The sequence below is a fragment of the Pseudomonas sp. GW821-FHT07G06 genome (assembly GCF_058986625.1).
Genome location: NZ_JBYSVW010000009.1, coordinates 178,215 through 195,394, shown reverse-complemented (window position 1 = coordinate 195,394; position 17,180 = coordinate 178,215). Strand labels below are relative to the sequence as shown.

At 60.2% G+C, this 17,180-nt stretch carries 18 protein-coding genes; 8 read left to right on the top strand and 10 right to left on the bottom strand.

Translation table 11 applies throughout. The annotated features are described in order from the left end of the window. Together AC3WJW_RS17080 and AC3WJW_RS17075 are read right to left on the bottom strand one after the other, a co-directional pair. Positions 1-552, bottom strand: coding sequence for a DJ-1 family glyoxalase III (locus AC3WJW_RS17080; protein WP_007975779.1), 552 nt, complete (start codon positions 550-552; stop codon positions 1-3). A gap of 68 nt (positions 553-620) precedes the next feature. Beyond that, positions 621-1,067 (bottom strand): DUF4879 domain-containing protein, encoded by a 447-nt coding sequence (locus AC3WJW_RS17075; protein WP_493726759.1) that lies wholly within the window; start codon positions 1,065-1,067, stop codon positions 621-623. Between the two features lie 222 nt (positions 1,068-1,289). On the opposite strand from AC3WJW_RS17075, the gene AC3WJW_RS17070 reads away from it, so the two are divergent. Further along, a complete protein-coding gene (locus AC3WJW_RS17070) occupies positions 1,290-2,585 on the top strand; it encodes an NCS2 family permease (RefSeq protein ID WP_223459172.1) in 1,296 nt (431 codons plus the stop codon). Then, entirely contained in the window at positions 2,582-3,661 is a 1,080-nt protein-coding gene (gene trmA / locus AC3WJW_RS17065; protein WP_493726758.1) for a tRNA (uridine(54)-C5)-methyltransferase TrmA, read from the top strand. Before AC3WJW_RS17070 ends, trmA begins: the two co-directional genes overlap by 4 nt. A 54-nt stretch (positions 3,662-3,715) precedes the next feature. On the opposite strand, the gene AC3WJW_RS17060 is transcribed toward trmA, so the two are convergent. After that, entirely contained in the window at positions 3,716-4,162 is a 447-nt protein-coding gene (locus AC3WJW_RS17060; protein WP_493726757.1) for a DUF2442 domain-containing protein, read from the bottom strand. After that, positions 4,159-4,587: a DUF4160 domain-containing protein gene (locus AC3WJW_RS17055; protein ID WP_493726756.1), complete on the bottom strand. Its 429-nt coding sequence runs from the start codon at positions 4,585-4,587 to the stop codon at positions 4,159-4,161. The genes AC3WJW_RS17060 and AC3WJW_RS17055 overlap by 4 nt, the downstream gene beginning before the upstream one ends. A gap of 226 nt (positions 4,588-4,813) precedes the next feature. Between AC3WJW_RS17055 and AC3WJW_RS17050 the strand changes: the two genes are divergently transcribed. From AC3WJW_RS17050 to AC3WJW_RS17040, 3 genes are all read left to right on the top strand, one after another. Continuing rightward, positions 4,814-5,725 (top strand): LysR family transcriptional regulator, encoded by a 912-nt coding sequence (locus AC3WJW_RS17050; protein ID WP_104451373.1) that lies wholly within the window; start codon positions 4,814-4,816, stop codon positions 5,723-5,725. A 138-nt stretch (positions 5,726-5,863) separates the two neighbouring features. Beyond that, a complete protein-coding gene (aroQ, locus tag AC3WJW_RS17045; RefSeq protein ID WP_008022574.1) occupies positions 5,864-6,304 on the top strand; it encodes a type II 3-dehydroquinate dehydratase in 441 nt (146 codons plus the stop codon). A 5-nt stretch (positions 6,305-6,309) separates the two neighbouring features. Further along, a complete protein-coding gene (locus AC3WJW_RS17040) occupies positions 6,310-7,164 on the top strand; it encodes a shikimate dehydrogenase (RefSeq protein ID WP_429519622.1) in 855 nt (284 codons plus the stop codon). Positions 7,165-7,243: 79 nt separating this feature from the next. Here the strand turns inward: AC3WJW_RS17040 and AC3WJW_RS17035 are convergent, their stop codons facing one another. Both AC3WJW_RS17035 and quiC read right to left on the bottom strand, forming a co-directional pair. Further along, a complete protein-coding gene (locus AC3WJW_RS17035; RefSeq protein WP_015096928.1) occupies positions 7,244-7,921 on the bottom strand; it encodes a TetR/AcrR family transcriptional regulator in 678 nt (225 codons plus the stop codon). A gap of 102 nt (positions 7,922-8,023) precedes the next feature. Next, on the bottom strand, positions 8,024-9,925 hold the full coding sequence (quiC, locus tag AC3WJW_RS17030; protein ID WP_493726755.1) for a 3-dehydroshikimate dehydratase QuiC: 1,902 nt from the start codon (positions 9,923-9,925) through the stop codon (positions 8,024-8,026). Between the two features lie 365 nt (positions 9,926-10,290). Here quiC and AC3WJW_RS17025 point away from each other — a divergent pair, with 365 nt between their 5' ends. Then, a complete protein-coding gene (locus AC3WJW_RS17025; protein ID WP_493726754.1) occupies positions 10,291-11,628 on the top strand; it encodes an MFS transporter in 1,338 nt (445 codons plus the stop codon). Between the two features lie 126 nt (positions 11,629-11,754). Here AC3WJW_RS17025 and AC3WJW_RS17020 read toward each other — a convergent pair whose 3' ends face one another. Further along, a complete protein-coding gene (locus tag AC3WJW_RS17020) occupies positions 11,755-12,639 on the bottom strand; it encodes a DMT family transporter (protein WP_493726753.1) in 885 nt (294 codons plus the stop codon). A gap of 125 nt (positions 12,640-12,764) precedes the next feature. After that, positions 12,765-13,541 carry an IclR family transcriptional regulator gene (locus AC3WJW_RS17015; protein ID WP_493726752.1) on the bottom strand — a complete coding sequence of 259 codons (777 nt, stop codon included), beginning with the start codon at positions 13,539-13,541 and terminating at the stop codon, positions 12,765-12,767. Positions 13,542-13,707: 166 nt separating this feature from the next. Between AC3WJW_RS17015 and ypfJ the strand changes: the two genes are divergently transcribed. Both ypfJ and AC3WJW_RS17005 read left to right on the top strand, forming a co-directional pair. Beyond that, positions 13,708-14,601, top strand: a complete 894-nt coding sequence (gene ypfJ, locus AC3WJW_RS17010) for a KPN_02809 family neutral zinc metallopeptidase (protein ID WP_218502562.1) — start codon at positions 13,708-13,710, stop codon at positions 14,599-14,601. Beyond that, on the top strand, positions 14,602-15,561 hold the full coding sequence (locus AC3WJW_RS17005; RefSeq protein WP_493726751.1) for an alpha/beta hydrolase: 960 nt from the start codon (positions 14,602-14,604) through the stop codon (positions 15,559-15,561). A 123-nt stretch (positions 15,562-15,684) separates the two neighbouring features. Here AC3WJW_RS17005 and AC3WJW_RS17000 read toward each other — a convergent pair whose 3' ends face one another. Both AC3WJW_RS17000 and tesB read right to left on the bottom strand, forming a co-directional pair. Then, the gene (locus AC3WJW_RS17000) at positions 15,685-16,278 is read right to left on the bottom strand and encodes an HAD family hydrolase (RefSeq protein ID WP_493726750.1); all 594 of its coding nucleotides are present in this window, start codon (positions 16,276-16,278) and stop codon (positions 15,685-15,687) included. Continuing rightward, positions 16,275-17,144, bottom strand: a complete 870-nt coding sequence (gene tesB, locus AC3WJW_RS16995) for an acyl-CoA thioesterase II (protein ID WP_493726749.1) — start codon at positions 17,142-17,144, stop codon at positions 16,275-16,277. Before tesB ends, AC3WJW_RS17000 begins: the two co-directional genes overlap by 4 nt. Between the last annotated feature and the right edge of the window lie 36 nt (positions 17,145-17,180).

Below are 17,180 nucleotides of genomic sequence, written 5' to 3'. Positions count from 1 at the left end.
CTAAACCAACAACTCCCCTGCCACCGCCGCACGTGTGGCTTTGCCGCAGAGTTGCTCCACCAGCGCCAGGGCAAATGCCAATGCGCCAGCCGAACCCTGGGCGGTGATGCAGTTGCCATCGACCACTACCGGTTGATCGACGAAGTTACAGCCCAACAGTTGATGGCTGGCCGATGGCAGGCAGGTCATGCGCCTTTGACGCAAAACGCCAAAGGCTTGCAGCGCCACGGCGGGCGCTTCGGCGATGCCGGCGAACAGGCGACCGGCTGCCGCCTGATCCTTGATCAATTGTTGCAGGGGTTGGTGTGCTGCCAAGTGCTGCGCCCCCACCGCGCCCCCCGGCAAGGCAATCAGGTCAAAAGGCTGCGCAAGCAAGTCCACCAGCATGGCATCGGACGTCAGCCGAGTGCCGCGGGCGCAAGTGAGCATGCGCCGTCCTTCGATACTGGCCACCACCACTTCTATTTTGGCGCGGCGCAGTACGTCGATCAGGGTCACGGTCTGCAGGTCATCGGTGCCCTCGGCGAGGGCAATCAAGGCTCTAAAGGTCATCAGGCACTGTCCACGGAATGATCTTCTAAGCGTAGTCAGCTTTCCCGCGCCTTGTTCGAGACATGTGGCTACTGGATGTAAAGCTGCGTCGACATCGTATTGCCGGGCGCATTGATCGAGGTATTGCTGAAGGTCAGAGTGCCTTCCTGTTTGCCAGCCAGATCGAGTGCATACAAATAGCCGACGGTTTTCCCCCCGGGGGTGCAACTGGTCAGGTTGCCGTTCTTGAACGCGCAGACCGGCGTACGCGTGCCGTTCACCTCAAAACCGTCAATGGCGACATGGGCCTCACGCCCGTAACCCACTTCCAGCACGTACACCGTGATGTTCGGGCCATTGTGATCGCAGCGCGTCCGGGTTTGCCCTTCGTCGATATTTTCAACACCACAGGAAGGCGACGCGACTTTGAGCACTTTCAATTGACTCAATGGCGGGGCCGATGCCGCCGTGGCCGTTTGGGCCCCGAGAAGCAATGCCATCAATACGCCGAACACGCTAACCAGACGCCTTTTCATGCAGTACTTTCCACCCCGAAAAACCAGCGCGCAGTATGGCGCACTTGGCTTTGTCGCAAAACATCGACGACGATCACCGCCATAAGCAGCCATATGCCCAAGCTACTGGTATGATGCGCGGCTTTTTCCGGCCCACAGTAATTTCCAGGCGCGTTCTGCTGCCTGTGCTTTGCTGTTGAGGTCGATACATTCACGGCGCCCGGCGCGCCACGGGGAGCAGACATGCTGGAAAGGCTGTTTCAACTCAAGGCACACAATACCAACGTGCGGACCGAGATTCTGGCGGGCGTCACGACCTTTTTGGCCATGGCCTACATTCTGTTCGTCAACCCGAGCATCCTCGGCGAGACCGGCATGGACAAGGGCGCGGTGTTTGTCGCCACCTGTCTGGCAGCTGCCATCGGCTCGACGACCATGGGCCTGATCGCCAACTACCCGATCGCCCTCGCACCGGGCATGGGCCTGAACGCCTTCTTTACCTATACCGTGGTCCTGCATATGGGCCATACCTGGCAAGTGGCGCTCGGCGCGGTGTTCATCTCGGCGGTGTGTTTCTTCCTGCTGTCGATCTTCCGCATCCGTGAATGGATCATCAACAGCATCCCCCTGCCGCTGCGCTCGGCGATCGCTGCCGGCATCGGCCTGTTCCTGGCGCTGATCGCCCTGCACAACGCCGGTATCGTGGTCAGCAACCCGGCGACCATGGTCGGCCTCGGTGACCTGAAACAACCGGCTCCGATCCTCGCCACCCTCGGTTTTGCCCTGATCGTCGCGCTTGAAGCACTTGCCGTGCGCGGTGCGGTGCTGATCGGCATTCTGGTGGTGACCATTGTTTCGATCGTGATGGGCTTCACCCCATTCGGCGGCGTGATGTCGATGCCACCGTCCCTGGCCCCGACCTTCCTGCAACTGGATATCAAGGGTGCACTGGACATCGGTCTGGTCAGCGTGATTTTCGCCTTCCTGTTCGTCGACCTGTTCGATAACTCCGGCACTTTGATCGGCGTCGCCAAGCGCGCCGGCCTGATGCGCAAGGACGGCCACATGCCGAAAATGGGCCGTGCCCTGATCGCCGACAGTACCGCCGCCATGGCCGGTTCCCTGCTGGGCACCTCGACCACCACCAGCTACATCGAGTCCGCTGCTGGCGTGAGTGCCGGTGGCCGCACTGGCTTGACCGCCATCGTGGTGGCGTTCCTGTTCCTGCTGGCGCTGTTCTTCTCGCCACTGGCCGCCAGTGTTCCAGCCTTCGCCACTGCACCGGCCCTGCTGTTCGTCGCCGTGCTGATGACATCCGGCCTGGCCGAAATAGACTGGGACGACATCACTGTTGCCGCGCCCGTGGTGATCACCGCGCTGGCGATGCCATTCACCTATTCCATCGCCAATGGCATCGCCTTCGGTTTCATTTCCTGGACCGCCATCAAGCTGATGTCCGGTCGTGGCCGTGAGCTGAATCCGGCACTGGTGATCCTGTCGATTCTGTTCGTGATCAAGCTGGGTTGGTTCAACGCATGACTTTTGATTCCCAGGCCTATGCCGTTCAACTCGAAGAAAAGGTCACGCGTTTGCGTGACCTGCTGGCCCCGTTCGATGCACCGGAGCCAGCCGTTTTCGATTCGCCGCTGAAAAACTTCCGCCTGCGCGCCGAATTCCGCCTGTGGCGCGAGGCCGGCGAGCGGCATTACGCGATGTTTTCCCAGGAAGACAAACGCACGCCCATCCTGATCGAAGAGTTCCCGATTGCCAGCCTGCGCATCAACCAGTTGATGCCCCAGCTCAAGGCCGCGTGGCAAGCCAGTGCGGCCCTGAGCCACAAGCTGTTCCAGGTGGAATTCCTGACCACGCTGGCCGGCGACGCAATGATCACCCTGTGCTATCACCGCCCGCTGGACGAGCACTGGCACGCGGCGGCTTCGAAACTGGCGACGGACCTGAACGTCAGCATCATCGGCCGCTCCAAGGGCAAGCGCGAAGTCATCGGTCACGATTACGTGGTCGAGCGACTGGACGTCAGCGGTCGCACCTTCAGCTACCGCCAGCCGGAAGGCGCGTTCACCCAGCCCAACGGTACGGTGAACCAGAAGATGCTCAACTGGGCGTACGATGCGCTTGGCGATCGCTCCGATGACTTGCTGGAGCTGTATTGCGGCAACGGTAACTTCACCCTGCCCCTCGCCACCCGAGTACGCAAAGTGCTGGCCACCGAAATCAGCAAGACCTCGGTCAACGCGGCGCTGAGCAATCTCAGCGAAAACGCGGTGGATAACGTCACCCTGGTGCGCTTGTCCGCCGAAGAGCTGACCGAAGCCCTGAACGAAGTGCGTCCGTTCCGCCGCCTGCACGGCATCGACCTCAAGAGCTACGAGTTCGGCAGCGTGTTCGTCGACCCGCCCCGCGCCGGCATGGACCCGGACACCTGCGAACTGACCCGGCGCTTCGACAACATCCTGTACATCTCCTGCAATCCGGAGACCCTGGCAGCCAACATCGCCCAACTGCATGACACCCACCGCATCAGCCGGTGTGCGATGTTCGACCAGTTCCCGTGGACCCATCACATGGAATCCGGGGTGATGTTGACCCGGCGTTGATGGCATCTGCCAGGCATAAAAAAGCCGTCTTCACGACGGCTTTTTTATGGGTACCTAGACGACAACATCGACCTTGCGCGGGCGCCCGCCTTTCCTGCCGTTGGCCCGCGCGGCTTCAGACTTTGCGGCGCTGCTCTGGCGACCATTGCGCGAAGCGACGACCGAGGCCGCCATGGCCATCAGCGGCTTGCTCGCAGAAATCATTCCGGCGATAGACACATGCAGGTCCTTGCCTTCATGGCACAGTGCAGTCCCCGCATAGCCGACAGTCAGACTGGCATAGTCCTCTACCTCAAAATCATCGAACTCCGGATAGTTGACCACGGGCAGCAATACGCCGCTGCCGTCTTCGAAGAGCACTGCCAGACAGGGAGCCAGGTAGGTCACCGCTGTCGCTTGCAGGCTATTTTTTCTACGTAACTCACCACGTTCAATGGCCTTGTCCAGGCTACTTTCCGTTACGGGATTATCGGCCTGAACCTTGGCCTTTATCGTTTTCATAACTCGATCTCCACACCTTCCTGTGCACCGATCAGGGACAGCAATGTCTTGTTCGATTCAGGTACGTAGCAAGCCGATCCAATCATATTGGTCGTGCTGACAACCCTTTTCACCACAACGACTTCGTTGCTTTGCCAGTCCCACAGTTGATTATCAAGACAGGCCGTTTGTAGTTTTCGCCACCAGATGCCGCGGGCGCGTCGCAAATGGGCAGGTTGCTTGAGCGATTGGCGCAAACCCTCAAGCACCGCCAATGGTGGCCGACACGATAGCGGAACGACATCCCAGAGCTCGACACCGTTGTGCCAAAAGCTGAACCTGAATCTCGCACTCCACGTCCCCGCTTCCAAATGCGCATGAGGCGGACAATGCTCGTCTCGCAACATGATCACTACCGACAGTCCTTTGAAACTGCATACCTTCATGCTAACCCATCCGTTAGGTTTTTGAATCCGAGAATCCGGCATTCCCTGGAAAATCCGACCGCTGGCCTTGGCAGCCGAATCATTTCTTCTGTCCTCAGGCTAGCGTCCCGGCAATTCCCGGACCTGCGGAACACCACTCGAATTGGTAAGAAATCCTTTCTTTACAGCGCTGGCACCTGATAATTGCTGATCCAGCTTCTTCATTTGATCCCCGGTGTCATCAATCATGCAGCGACAATTCGACGATCTTCAGTTGGGCAGCATCGAGCTGTTTTGCCTGGCCGCCGAGGCTGGCAGTTTTACTGCCGCGGCGCTGGTGGCAGGTGTCACGCCCGCCGCCGTGAGCCGATCGGTGTCGCGCATGGAGGAACGCCTGGGCGTGCGCCTGTTCGCGCGCACCACGCGTAGCGTGAAGCTCACTGACAGTGGTCGCCGTTATTACGAAGAATGTCGCCAGGCCCTTGCGCAACTGGTCGAGGCCCAGCGTGAGGTCATGGGCCAACAACAAGTGCCGTCCGGTACTTTGCGCATCAGTATTCCGACGACCTACGCGCATCATCGGATCCTGCCGCTGCTGCCCGAATTTCGGGCGCGCTATCCCGCAGTGAAAGTCGAGTCGCATATCAGCAATCGCAACATCGATTTCGTCGGCGAAGGATACGACATGGCAATTCGCGTGCGAGCCATCCCGGATTCCGGCCTGATCGCCCGACAGTTGGAGGATGCCGCCCTTGTGCTGATCGCCAGCCCTGATTACCTGAAACAGGCAGGCACTCCGCAAACCCTCGATGACCTCGAACACCACGAATGCATTCAGTATGAATTGCCCAGCAGCGGCCGGCGCATTGCCTGGTTGTTCAACGATGAAGGCGTGCCCCGGGAGATTCTGGCCGAGGGCAACCTCAGTTGCTCCGATGATGTACTGGGCGGGGTGACGCTGGCCAAACACGGGGCGGGGTTGTTTCAGACCTATCGTTTTATCGTGGAAAAGGAGCTGGCCGACGGCTCACTGGTGGAAGTGCTCAAGCCCTATGGCGGGCGTTCGCGACCATTCACCCTGCTGTACCCGCAAAGTCGACATGTACCGCTGCGCTTGAGGGCGTTCATTGATTTTCTGGTGGAGCATTTGCCGCGCTGAACACAGAAAGTGTCCGATCATCGCCCACAAACCGCCAGCGTGCCCTCTCTTCAATTGACCGAATTAACTAGTTAGTACAATTTATCTCCACAGGCTGAAACCTGGCCGATTCCAACAATAATAAGTGGAGAGATTCCGATGTCCCCTATCGTTCTGGTGCTGAACGGCCCGAACCTGAACCTGCTCGGCACCCGTGAACCGGCGACTTACGGTCACGAAACCCTGGCAGACATTTCGGCCCTGTGCGGACGCGCCGCCGAAGAGTTCGGCCTGGCGGTGGAGTTTCGCCAGACCAACCATGAGGGCGAATTGCTCGACTGGATTCACGCGGCCCGCGGTCGCTGCGCCGGGATCGTCATCAATCCCGCCGCGTGGACTCACACCTCGGTCGCCATCCGCGACGCCCTGGTCGCCAGCGAGCTGCCGGTCATCGAAGTCCACTTGTCCAACGTGCACGCCCGCGAGCCCTTCCGCCACCACTCGTTCGTATCCGCTATTGCAACAGCGGTCATGGCCGGTTTCGGCAGTCACGGCTATCGCCTGGCGCTGGAACACTTCAGTCATCGTTTGAAGGGGTGATCGCCGTGACTCAGAACAACGTGGTACTGGCCGGGCTGATCGGCGCCGGCATCCAGGCTTCCCGCACACCGGCCCTGCACGAGCATGAAGGCGATGCCCAAGGGCTGCGCTACCTCTATCGCCTAATTGATCTTGATCAATTGAAACTCGACAGCAACGCCCTGCCCGACCTGTTGATGGCTGCCGAGCGCATGAATTTCACCGGCTTGAACATCACCTTTCCCTGCAAGCAGGCAATCATCCCGCTGCTGGACGAACTCTCGCCGGAGGCCCGCGGTATCGGTGCGGTCAACACGGTGGTGCTCAAGGATGGCAAACGCATCGGCCACAACACCGATTGCCTGGGCTTTGCCGAAGGCTTCCGACGGGGTCTGAAAGGCGTTGCCGTTGAACGTGTCGTCCAGATGGGCGCCGGCGGCGCAGGAGCGGCGGTGGCCCACGCCCTGTTGAGCGAAGGCGTACAACAACTGAGCATTTTTGACGTGGACATCCGCCGCGCCCAGGATCTGGCCGACAACCTCAATCAGCATTTCGGTGTCGCTCTGGCGGTGGCCGGGTATGACCTGTCAAACGCCTTGGCCCAGGCTGACGGCCTGGTGAATACCACGCCGATGGGCATGAAAAAACTGCCCGGCATGCCGGTGCCGGTCGAGTTGCTTCGAGCCGAGTTGTGGGTGGCGGAGATCGTTTACTTCCCGCTGGAAACCGAACTGCTGCGCAACGCCCGCGCCCTCGGTTGCCGGACGCTGGACGGCGGCAACATGGCCGTGTTTCAGGCGGTGAAGGCATTCGAGTTGTTCAGCGGCGTGGTGCCGGATGCCCAGAGAATGCTCGAACATTTCCAGGGCATGAATGACTGAAGATCAAAAGATCGCAGCCTTCGGCAGCGCCTACAGATCAATGCGATTGACGTAGGAGCTGCCGAAGGCTGCGATCTTTTCAAGCCTGCAAATAGCGCAGCACCGACTCGCAAATCATCTCCCGATGACGCTGCTTGATGCGCTCATCCGGCAAGTCAATCTGGAAAATCTCACCCACGGTATGGCGGTTCGAGACGCGATAAAAGCAGAACGAACTGATCAGCAGATGCACATCCAGCGGCACCAGGCCGGCGCGGAATACACCCTCTTCAACGCCCCGACGCAGGATCACATCGAGGGAATCGAGAACGGTGTTGTTCATCGCCCTGATCGCATCGGAGCGCTTCACGTACTCGGCGTTGTGAATGTTTTCGATGCTGACGATGCGCACGAAATCGACATTGCGATCGTGGTGATCGAATGTGAATTCAACCAGCCGCCGAATCGCTTCCACCGGTGCCAGTTCAGTCAGGTGCAAACGGCTTTCAGTGCTGCGGATATCGCCGTACAGTTTTTCCAGGACCTCGACGTAGAGCTGTTCCTTGCTGCCGAAGTAGTAGTAGATCATGCGCTTGGAGGTGTGGATGCGCTCGGCGATGGCATCGACGCGGGCCCCGGAAAGCCCCTGCTGGACGAATTCGACAATCGCCTCCTGCAGGATGTTTTCGCGGGTCTTTTCCGGGTTGTTCTTGCGACTCTTGCGCGGCTCGGTCCCGGGTTCTACGGAGGCTGCGGGGAGTTCTGAAGTCATTGTCATTGCGGGCTCACGGCCATCACTGCACAGGCTGGCGATTATGGGCTGCGCGGCACGGTGAAGGAAGCCGCGCGGCCTACGTTTAATCCCGCGTTTACGAATTTCCTACAACTTGGCCTGACGGATGGCTCCGCTTCGGGATTTGGCCATGGCCGCCAGCCGCACCGCCACGTTGGCCGCGCCGTAGCCGGCATACCCGTTTTTGCGCTGGATGATTTCAAAGAAGAACCGCCCCTCGAACGGCTCGGTATACACGTGAAACAACTCGCCACCCTGGGCGTCACGGTCATACAGCACGTTGAAATAGGCCAGCTCACTGAGGAACTCATCGTTGAAATCGAAGCGCGCCGCCAGGTCATCGTAGTAGTTGAGCGGGATATCCAGCAGCGGCACGCCCGCCTCTTTTGCACGGCTGACCTGGGCAAAGATGTCATCACAATCAAAGGCTATGTGATGCACTCCGGAGCCGCGATAACTCGACAGCGCGTGTGAGATCGCGGTGTTGCGGTTCTCGGAAATGTTCAGCGGCAGGCGGATCGAACTGTCGCGACTGCGCAAGGCACGGCTCTTCACCAGACCATAAGGATCCGGCAGCACCACTTCATCGTCCGCCTCGAAATCCAGCAGGCTCTTGTAGAACAGCACCCAGCTGTCGAGGCTGTCGGCCGGCAGCGCCATGGCCATGTGGTCAATACGCTTGAGGCCGCCGCTGACCGGCGCTTGCGGGTACAGATTGAAGTCCGTGCCATAGACATCGGCGTGTCGATCCACCAGATAGATCAGGCTGCCATCCGGTGCGCGTACCGCCGCCAGCTCCAGTTCGTTGGGGCCGACCAGCCCGCGATAGGGCTGGCCCTTGTAAGCCACGGCGCGGGCCAGTGCGCTGGCGCTGTCCTTGACCCGCACGGCCGTAGCGCACAGCGAAGGGCCGTGGGCTTCGAAAAAGCTGTGGCCGAAAGAGTAAGGCTCCGAGTTCAGGATCAGGTTGATATCGCCCTGACGCAGCAGGCTGACGCTCTTGGAGCGATGCTGCCCGGCCTTGACGAAACCCAGTCGCTCCAGCCAATGGGAGAGCTTGGCGCCGAGGCTTTCATCCACGGCGAATTCGAGAAATTCGATGCCGTTGTACTCGCTGGCCTTGGGTGTTTCGAACAGAATCCCGGGGGTGGCCGCAGATCTGGTTTCCTGTGCCAGACGCTCGCGGGTCTTCTCTTCCAGGTACAACAACGAGCGCAAACCGTCGGCGGCATTGGCCCGTGGCGGCGCGGCTCGGAAGCCGTCGTTGAAGATCTCCAGCGACAATGGCCCGGTGTAGCCGCTCTGGATGATCGGCGCGAGGAACCCCGGCAAGTCGAACTCCCCCTGCCCCGGGAAGCAGCGAAAATGCCGGCTCCACTCCAGCACGTCCATGGCCAGGATCGGTGCGTCGGCCATTTGCACGAAGAAGATCTTGTCGCCGGGAATCTCGGCGATAGCGCTCGGATCGCCCTTGAGCGACAGCGTGTGAAAGCTGTCCAGCAACACGCCAAGGCTTGGATGATCGGCCTGACGCACGATGTTCCAAACCTGTTGATACGTGTTCACGTGCCGGCCCCAGGCCAGCGCCTCATAACCGATGCGTAGACCACGGGCCCCGGCATGCTCAGCCAGCAGGCGCAGATCGTCGACCAGAATCTGTTCATCTCCGATGGAGTCGGCCGAGGCGTTGCTGCACACCAGCACCAGGTCGGTGCCCAGTTCCTGCATCAGGTCGAATTTGCGCTCGGCGCGTTCCAGGTTGCGCGACAGCCGATCACGCCGGCAGCCTTCGAAATCACGGAAAGGTTGAAACAGGGTGATGGCGATCCCGAGATCGGCGCACATCTGTTTGATTTCCCGTGGGCTGCCGTCGTAGTAGAGAAGGTCGTTCTCGAAAATCTCCACACCGTCGAACCCGGCGGCGGCAATGGCTTCGAGTTTTTCCGACAGGGTACCGCTCAAGGATACGGTGGCAATGGAACGCTGCATATTTCGACTCCCGGTAATGGGGACCATCTTGTTAGGGGGCATCGCACGCACGGATCCTGTAGGAGCTGCCGGAGGCTGCGATCTTTTGATCTTGAAAAATAAAATCAAAAGATCGCAGCCTCCGGCAGCTCCTACAGGGGGTAGCGTTTGTCCTGGGTAAATTATTGGCTTGGCGATCCCGCACAGCAATTCAAAGTGTACTATCCGGTTAGTTTTGTGTTCGATTATCGAACACAATGGTGGTTGGCGAATTGACGATTTTTTGTCCACTGCCCAACATCGACCCCACATTGAGTCCGGACTCGCAGCACCGGCCGCGATGTCCAAAACACCAAATAACAAATTCAAAAAAACGGGTGGTACATATGCTTCCTTCCCAAAGCTCACGCATGGCTCCGGCCATGAGCGTCACTGCCGGTGGTATCGGCGACAAGATCCGCGGCGCCATGGCGGTCGGCAAAACCCGTTGGGGCATGCTGGCGCTGGTGTTTTTCGCCACTACCCTGAACTACATCGACCGCGCCGCACTGGGTGTGATGCAGCCCATCCTGGCCAAGGAAATGAGCTGGACGGCGATGGATTACGCCAACATCAACTTCTGGTTCCAGGTCGGCTATGCCATTGGTTTCGTGCTGCAGGGCCGGCTGATCGACCGGGTCGGCGTCAAGCGCGTGTTCTTCTGCGCGGTGTTGCTCTGGAGCCTGGCAACCGGCGCCCACGGCCTGGCCACTTCGGCGGTCGGCTTCATGGTCTGCCGTTTCATCCTCGGCCTGACCGAAGCGGCGAACTATCCGGCCTGCGTGAAAACCACGCGCCTGTGGTTCCCGGCCGGCGAGCGCGCCGTGGCCACTGGCATTTTCAACGCCGGCACCAACGTTGGTGCGATGTTCACCCCGATGCTGCTGCCACTGATCCTGCACGTCTGGGGTTGGCAAGCCGCGTTCCTGTGCATGTCGGCACTGGGCGGGATCTGGTTGCTGTTCTGGGGCCTGAAGTACTTCAACCCGGAAGACCACCCGAACGTCAAACAGTCGGAGCTGGACTACATCCAGAACGAAGTCGAACCGGAACAAACCCGCGTACCGTTCTCGAAAATCCTGCGCATGCGCGGCACCTGGGCCTTCGCCCTCGCCTACTCGATGACCGCGCCAGTGTTCTGGTTCTACCTGTACTGGCTGCCGCCGTTCCTCAATCAGCAATACAACCTGGGCATCAACGTGACCCAGATGGGCATTCCGCTGATCATCATTTACCTCACCGCCGACTTCGGCAGCGTTGGCGGCGGCATCCTCTCCTCGTTCCTGATCGGTCGCGGGATCAACCCGATCAAGGCGCGGCTAGTGTCGATGCTGCTGTTCGCCTGCTGCATCATCGGCGTGGTCATGGCGGCCGGCTCCAGCAATCTGTGGGTCGCCGTAGCCGCCATCTCCCTGGCCATCGGCGCGCACCAGGCCTGGACCGCAAATATCTGGAGCCTGGTGATGGACTACACGCCCAAGCACATGATGAGCACGGTATTCGGCTTCGGCGGTATGTGTGCTGCGATTGGCGGGATGTTCATGACCCAGTTGGTCGGCCACATCCTGACCGTCACCAACAACAACTACACCGTGCTGTTCACGCTGATTCCGGCGATGTACTTCATTGCGCTGACCTGGATGTACTTCATGGCACCGCGCAAGATTCCAGCCATCACCGACTAAAGAAGTCATCAGTCCCTGTGGGAGCGAGCCTGCTCGCGAAAGCGGTACGTCAGCCAACGTCAATGTTGAATGACAGTCCGTCTTCGCGAGCAGGCTCGCTCCCACAGGTCTCTGATCGTTGCCCTCCTACCGGCGGCTTTGCTGCCACGCGGCCGCCAATCCGCTGCAACAGATCACGGCAATACCGAGCACGGTAGTCAGTGTCGGCGTGTGGGAAAACAGCAGCCAGCCCAGCAGGCCGGCGAAGATGATCTGGCAATAGCTGAACGGCGCCAGCAGTGCCGGTGCGGCGAGACGAAAAGCCTGGGTCAGGAACAGGTGAGCCGTCATCCCGCAGGCCCCCAGCGCCAGCATCATCGCGCCATGCACCAGGTTCGGCGTCTGCCAGAAGAACGGCACCAGCGCACTCATCACCAGCGTGTTGCACAGACCCGCGAAAAAGTTGCTGGTGGTCGGGCTGTCGATCTCACTGAGCTTGCGCGTCAGCAGTTGATAGAAGCAGAAAAACAGCGCCGAGCAGAACGGTAGCAACACTGCCGGGGTAAACAGATCACCCCCCGGGTGAACGATGATCAGCACCCCGATAAAACCGCAGATCACCGCCAGCCATTGCCCCCGCGTCACACGCTCGCCAAGCAGCGGCACCGACAGCGCGGTGACCAGCACCGGCGCCAGGAAGTTGACCGACGTGGCCTCGGCCAACGGGATGTACATCAGCCCCGTGGTGAAAAACAGACTGGTGCCCAGCAGGCACAATGCCCGGGCCAGTTGCAGAAATGGCCGCTTGGTACGCAGCACCCGCAGCCCGGATTGCGGCAGGAAAATCCCGGCCATCAGCAAGGTGTGAACCACGTAGCGCGCCCAGACCACCATGACAATGGGATAGAAACCTGAGAGGTATTTGGAAAAGGCGTCGTGGCTGGAAAACAGGAAAGTCGCGACAACGATCAGCAGGATCCCTTTGAAGGGCTGATTGACGCCGGAAAGCGGGGTGCTGCTGGGCGACGTCAAGACAAAGTCCTTTTATCGGTTGAGGCGAGACCTGAATAATTTAGAACCTGGTTCCACTTTATGATATCGACGACTCAAGAAAGTGGGCGAATACCGCACACTGTTTATTCAAGCAGATTCCAGGTTCAACTGAACAACTCTGACGCCTGGCTCGCCAGCGAAAGTTCTTCGGCGTATTTCAACAAGGTCGGCGCCAACTCATGCAATCGCGCGCCGGGCATTCTCGCGCTTGGCCCGGCAATACTGAGCACTCCGATGACCCGGCCATCCAGTGGATGACGCACCACGCCGGCAATCGCCGAGGTGCCCACCGCCGAACTTTCCTCGACCCAGGCATAACCTTGCTCCCGCGCCAGACGCAAGCGCTCCAGCAGTTCTATATTCGAACGCGGTGCATTAGGCCCGACGTCCCGAGGCAATTTCGTCCCTTGCCGCTCGACCAGCGACAGCGCCTCGGCATCGCTCATGCACGCCAGCCACGCGTGCCCGGAAGCCGTGTAGAACAACGGCGCATCGCGACCCATGTCGGGGTCGTAGCGCAGACCGGAACGGGCACCCTGGGACTTGGCGATCCACACCTGGCGTTCCCCCTGGATCACCCCCAGACGCACCAGCTCACCGGTTTCCCCGGCCAGACGATCGAGCACCGGCTGGATGATATCCGCGCCGCTGCCGGACAAGTATCGAAAGCCCATGGCCACCAGCTTGGTCGACAGGTGATAGCGCAGGTTGTCCGGATTCTGCCGCACGTACCCCAGGCGAATCAGTTCAGCGAGCAAACGATGAGTCGCGCTTTTAGGGATTCCCAGTTGCTCGGCCAACGTCTGCATCGGCAAACCCTGCGGTTCACCGGTCAGGCTTTCCAGCACGCTGAAGACACGTTCGATCTGACTGCCAGCCATGGTATGTCCCAAACAAAATTTGGCTGATTCTAGAAGAGAAGCCCCACGAAGCAAAATGTGGAACCAGTCGCTCAACCGGCAGTCTGACGACCGGACTGGCGCGGCTCCCACTTGGCAGCAACACTCATCGCACGGCTCGTTACCCGGAACAGAAGAGGATTCCCACATGCTATGGAAAAAAGGCCGACGCAGCGACAACGTGGTCGATGCCCGTGGTGATGATGTCGGCAGTGGCGGCGGCGGGATGCGCTTCGGCGGTGGCAAGGGCCTGAGCCTGACGGCGATCCTGCTGATCGTCGGCATCGGCTGGATCACCGGCCAGGATCCGCTGCAAATCCTCGGACAACTGACCGGGCAAATGGACCAGCAATCGGCCCCCGCCACCAACCAGAGCCGTAAGGCACCACCGGCCAATGACGAAGGCGCGGAGTTCGTGCGCTCGATCCTCGGCGACACCGAAGACACTTGGGGCACGATATTCCAGCAGGCCGGCCGTCAGTACAAAGAACCGACCCTGGTGCTGTTCAGCAACCGAGTGAATTCGGCCTGCGGTCTGGCCACTTCGGCGACCGGGCCGTTCTATTGCCCGGCGGACCAGAAAGTCTACCTGGACATGGCGTTCTTCCAGGAAATGTCCCAACGCTTTTCCGCCGCGGGCGACTTCGCCCAGGCCTACGTCATCGCACACGAAGTCGGACACCATGTGCAAACCCTGCTTGGGGTGTCCGCAAAAATCCAGGCAGCCCGCCAACAAGGCCGGCAGATGGAAGGCGACGGTGGTTTGCTGGTTCGTCAGGAACTGCAAGCCGATTGCCTGGCCGGTGTCTGGGCCAACAATGCGCAGAAGCGCCTGAACTGGCTGGAACCGGGCGACATCGAAGAAGCACTGAACGCAGCGAACGCCATCGGTGACGATCGTTTGCAGCAGCAGGGTCAGGGCCGGGTGGTCCCGGACTCGTTCACCCACGGTACGTCGGCGCAACGGGTGCGCTGGTTCAAAACCGGTTTCGCCCAAGGCCAGGTAAGCCAGTGCGATACCTTTGCGACGAAAAATCTGTAAATGAAGAAGTGGTTGTTGGTTGTTCTGTTTACTTGCGCAACGTCCCAGGCCGCCGAGCATGAGGTCAAGGAGCTCAGTCCCGGACGCCTGCTGTTGAAATCAGGTGAAATCGCGGTGGGCATCAGCCCCGCCCCGGCAAAAATCGAACGGGTACTGATCATCCTCCACGGTCGCTTGCGCAACGCGCAAACCTATCTGCAGAGCGGTGAGCACGCGGCCGAACTGGCCGGGCAAAGCGCAACGACCCTGGTGATCGCCCCACAATTCCTCAATGAAACCGATATTGCGGCTCATCCGGTGGCCGACACGGTTTTGCGCTGGCAAGGCAATGAATGGATGGCCGGCGGCGAATCCACGGCGCCGTTTCGGCTGAGTTCCTATGCGGCGCTCGACGAAATCATTGCCCGCCTGGGAGATCGCCAGCAGTTTCCGGATGTGAAGCAAATCGTCATCGCCGGGCACTCCGGTGGCGCGCAGGTGGTTCAGCGCTATGCAGTGCTCGGTCATGATCAGCCGGCTCTCGAGGCGGCCGGCGTACAGGTTCGATACGTGATTGCCAACCCGTCGTCCTACGCCTATTTCGATGAGCGTCGGCCCGTGGCGTTCAGCCACGCCGGTTGCCCGCAATTCAATCGCTGGAAATATGGGCTAGCGGATTTGCCCGCCTACGCCGAAGGACAAGCGCCCGCACAACTGCAGGAAAAGTACCTTAAGCGTGACGTCGTTTACCTCCTGGGCCAGCAGGACACCGACCCGAATCATCCGGCACTGGATAAAAGCTGTGAGGCCAAGGCGCAAGGGCCGTATCGGTTGGCGCGCGGGCGTTTTTACTTTGATTATCTGAAGCGGCTGCAACCGCAAGGGTTGAAGCAGCAATTGATAGAAGTGCCCGGCGTCGGGCATGACGGGGACGGGATGTTTACCTCGCCGGAGGGGCAGAAGGCATTGTTTGGGCAGTAGGTGTTGCACTGCCTGATCTGACGCCTTCGCGAGCAGGCTCGCTCCCACAAGGATTTTGCGGTGAACACATCATTTGTGAACACCAGAAATCAAATGTGGGAGCGAGCCTGCTCGCGAAGGCACTCAAGCGGACAGCATCTGCCGCAACTCGACACAATCCGCCGCATGCCAATCGGTCAATTCCGGCCAAGGATTATCCGGCAGGTTCACCAACACAGTCCGCGTGCCCGCTGCCCGTCCGCAATCCAGATCAAAGCGGTAATCACCGACCATCACCATCTCGCTTGCCGGCACCTTCCACGCTTCGGCCAGTTTCAGTAAACCGCCCGGATGCGGCTTCGGCGGTGCTTCATCACGCCCCAGCACGTCCTCGACCGCAAAGCAGTCGGCCAAGCCAATGGCCTCCAGCGTGACATGCGCCAGCTCCCGGGCATTGCGCGTGAGAATGCCCAGGCGATAACCGCGCCCGGCCAGCTCGCGCACCAACTCCACCGCGCCCCGCGCCGGCTTCGAACCGAGGGCCAGGTCCCGTTCGTGCTCCAGCAGCCACGCATGCTTGGCTGCGGCCTCATCGGCCGGCAGTGCGGCGAGGTGGGTCAGGATGTCGTCTTCGGCAGGAATCGCCAAGGCTACGCGAATCGCCGCGAAGTCGTGCACGGCCACGGTCAGGGTGCCGTCCATGTCGAACACCCAGTGACGCACGTCGGCCAGGCTCACGCCCAATCCTTGCGGTGACGGATCAAGCCTTCCTGGGTGACCGAGGCCACCAGTTGCCCGGCACGATTGAACACGCTGCCTCGGGAGAATCCGCGCGAGTTGCCGGCCCACGGGCTGTCCATCGCGTAGAGCAGCCAGTCATCGGCACGCAGATCCTGGTGGAACCACAATGCGTGATCGAGGCTGGCGACTTGCATGTCCTTGTGCCAGACCGATTTGCCGTGGGGCTGCATCGAGGTGACCAGCAGGCCGAAGTCCGATGCATAGGCCAGCAGGTATTTATGCAGCGCCGGCGAATCGGCCAACGCCCCGTCGGCGCGGAACCAGACGTACTTGACCGGATCGGACGGCAGCGGGTTGTAGGGATCTTTTTCAGTCACCGGGCGGAATTCGATCGGCTTGGGGCACAACAGCTTTTCGCGCATTTTCTCGGGAATCAGGTGCGCGCGCTGCTGGGTGATTTCCAGCTCCGAAGGCAGATTTTCCGGGCCAACCACAACCGGCATTTTGCTCTGGTGCTCGAAGCCTTCCTCGTCGTACTGGAACGACGCACTGCACGTGAAGATCGGGTGGCCCTTCTGGATCGCCGTCACCCGGCGGGTGCTGAAACTGCCGCCGTCACGCACCCGGTCAACCTGATACACCACCGGCAACCCGGCATCACCCGGACGCAGGAAATAGCCGTGCATCGAATGCACATGGCGCGCCTCTTCTACCGTCTGACTCGCCGCCGACAGCGACTGGCCGAGTACCTGGCCACCGAACAGCTGACGAAAACCCAGGTCCTGGCTACGGCCGCGGAACAGGTTTTCTTCGATCGGTTCCAGGGTCAGCAAGTCGACCAGATCTTCCAACACTTGGCTCATTCAGACTCTCCTCACGCAAAACATTGCCGCGCAGTC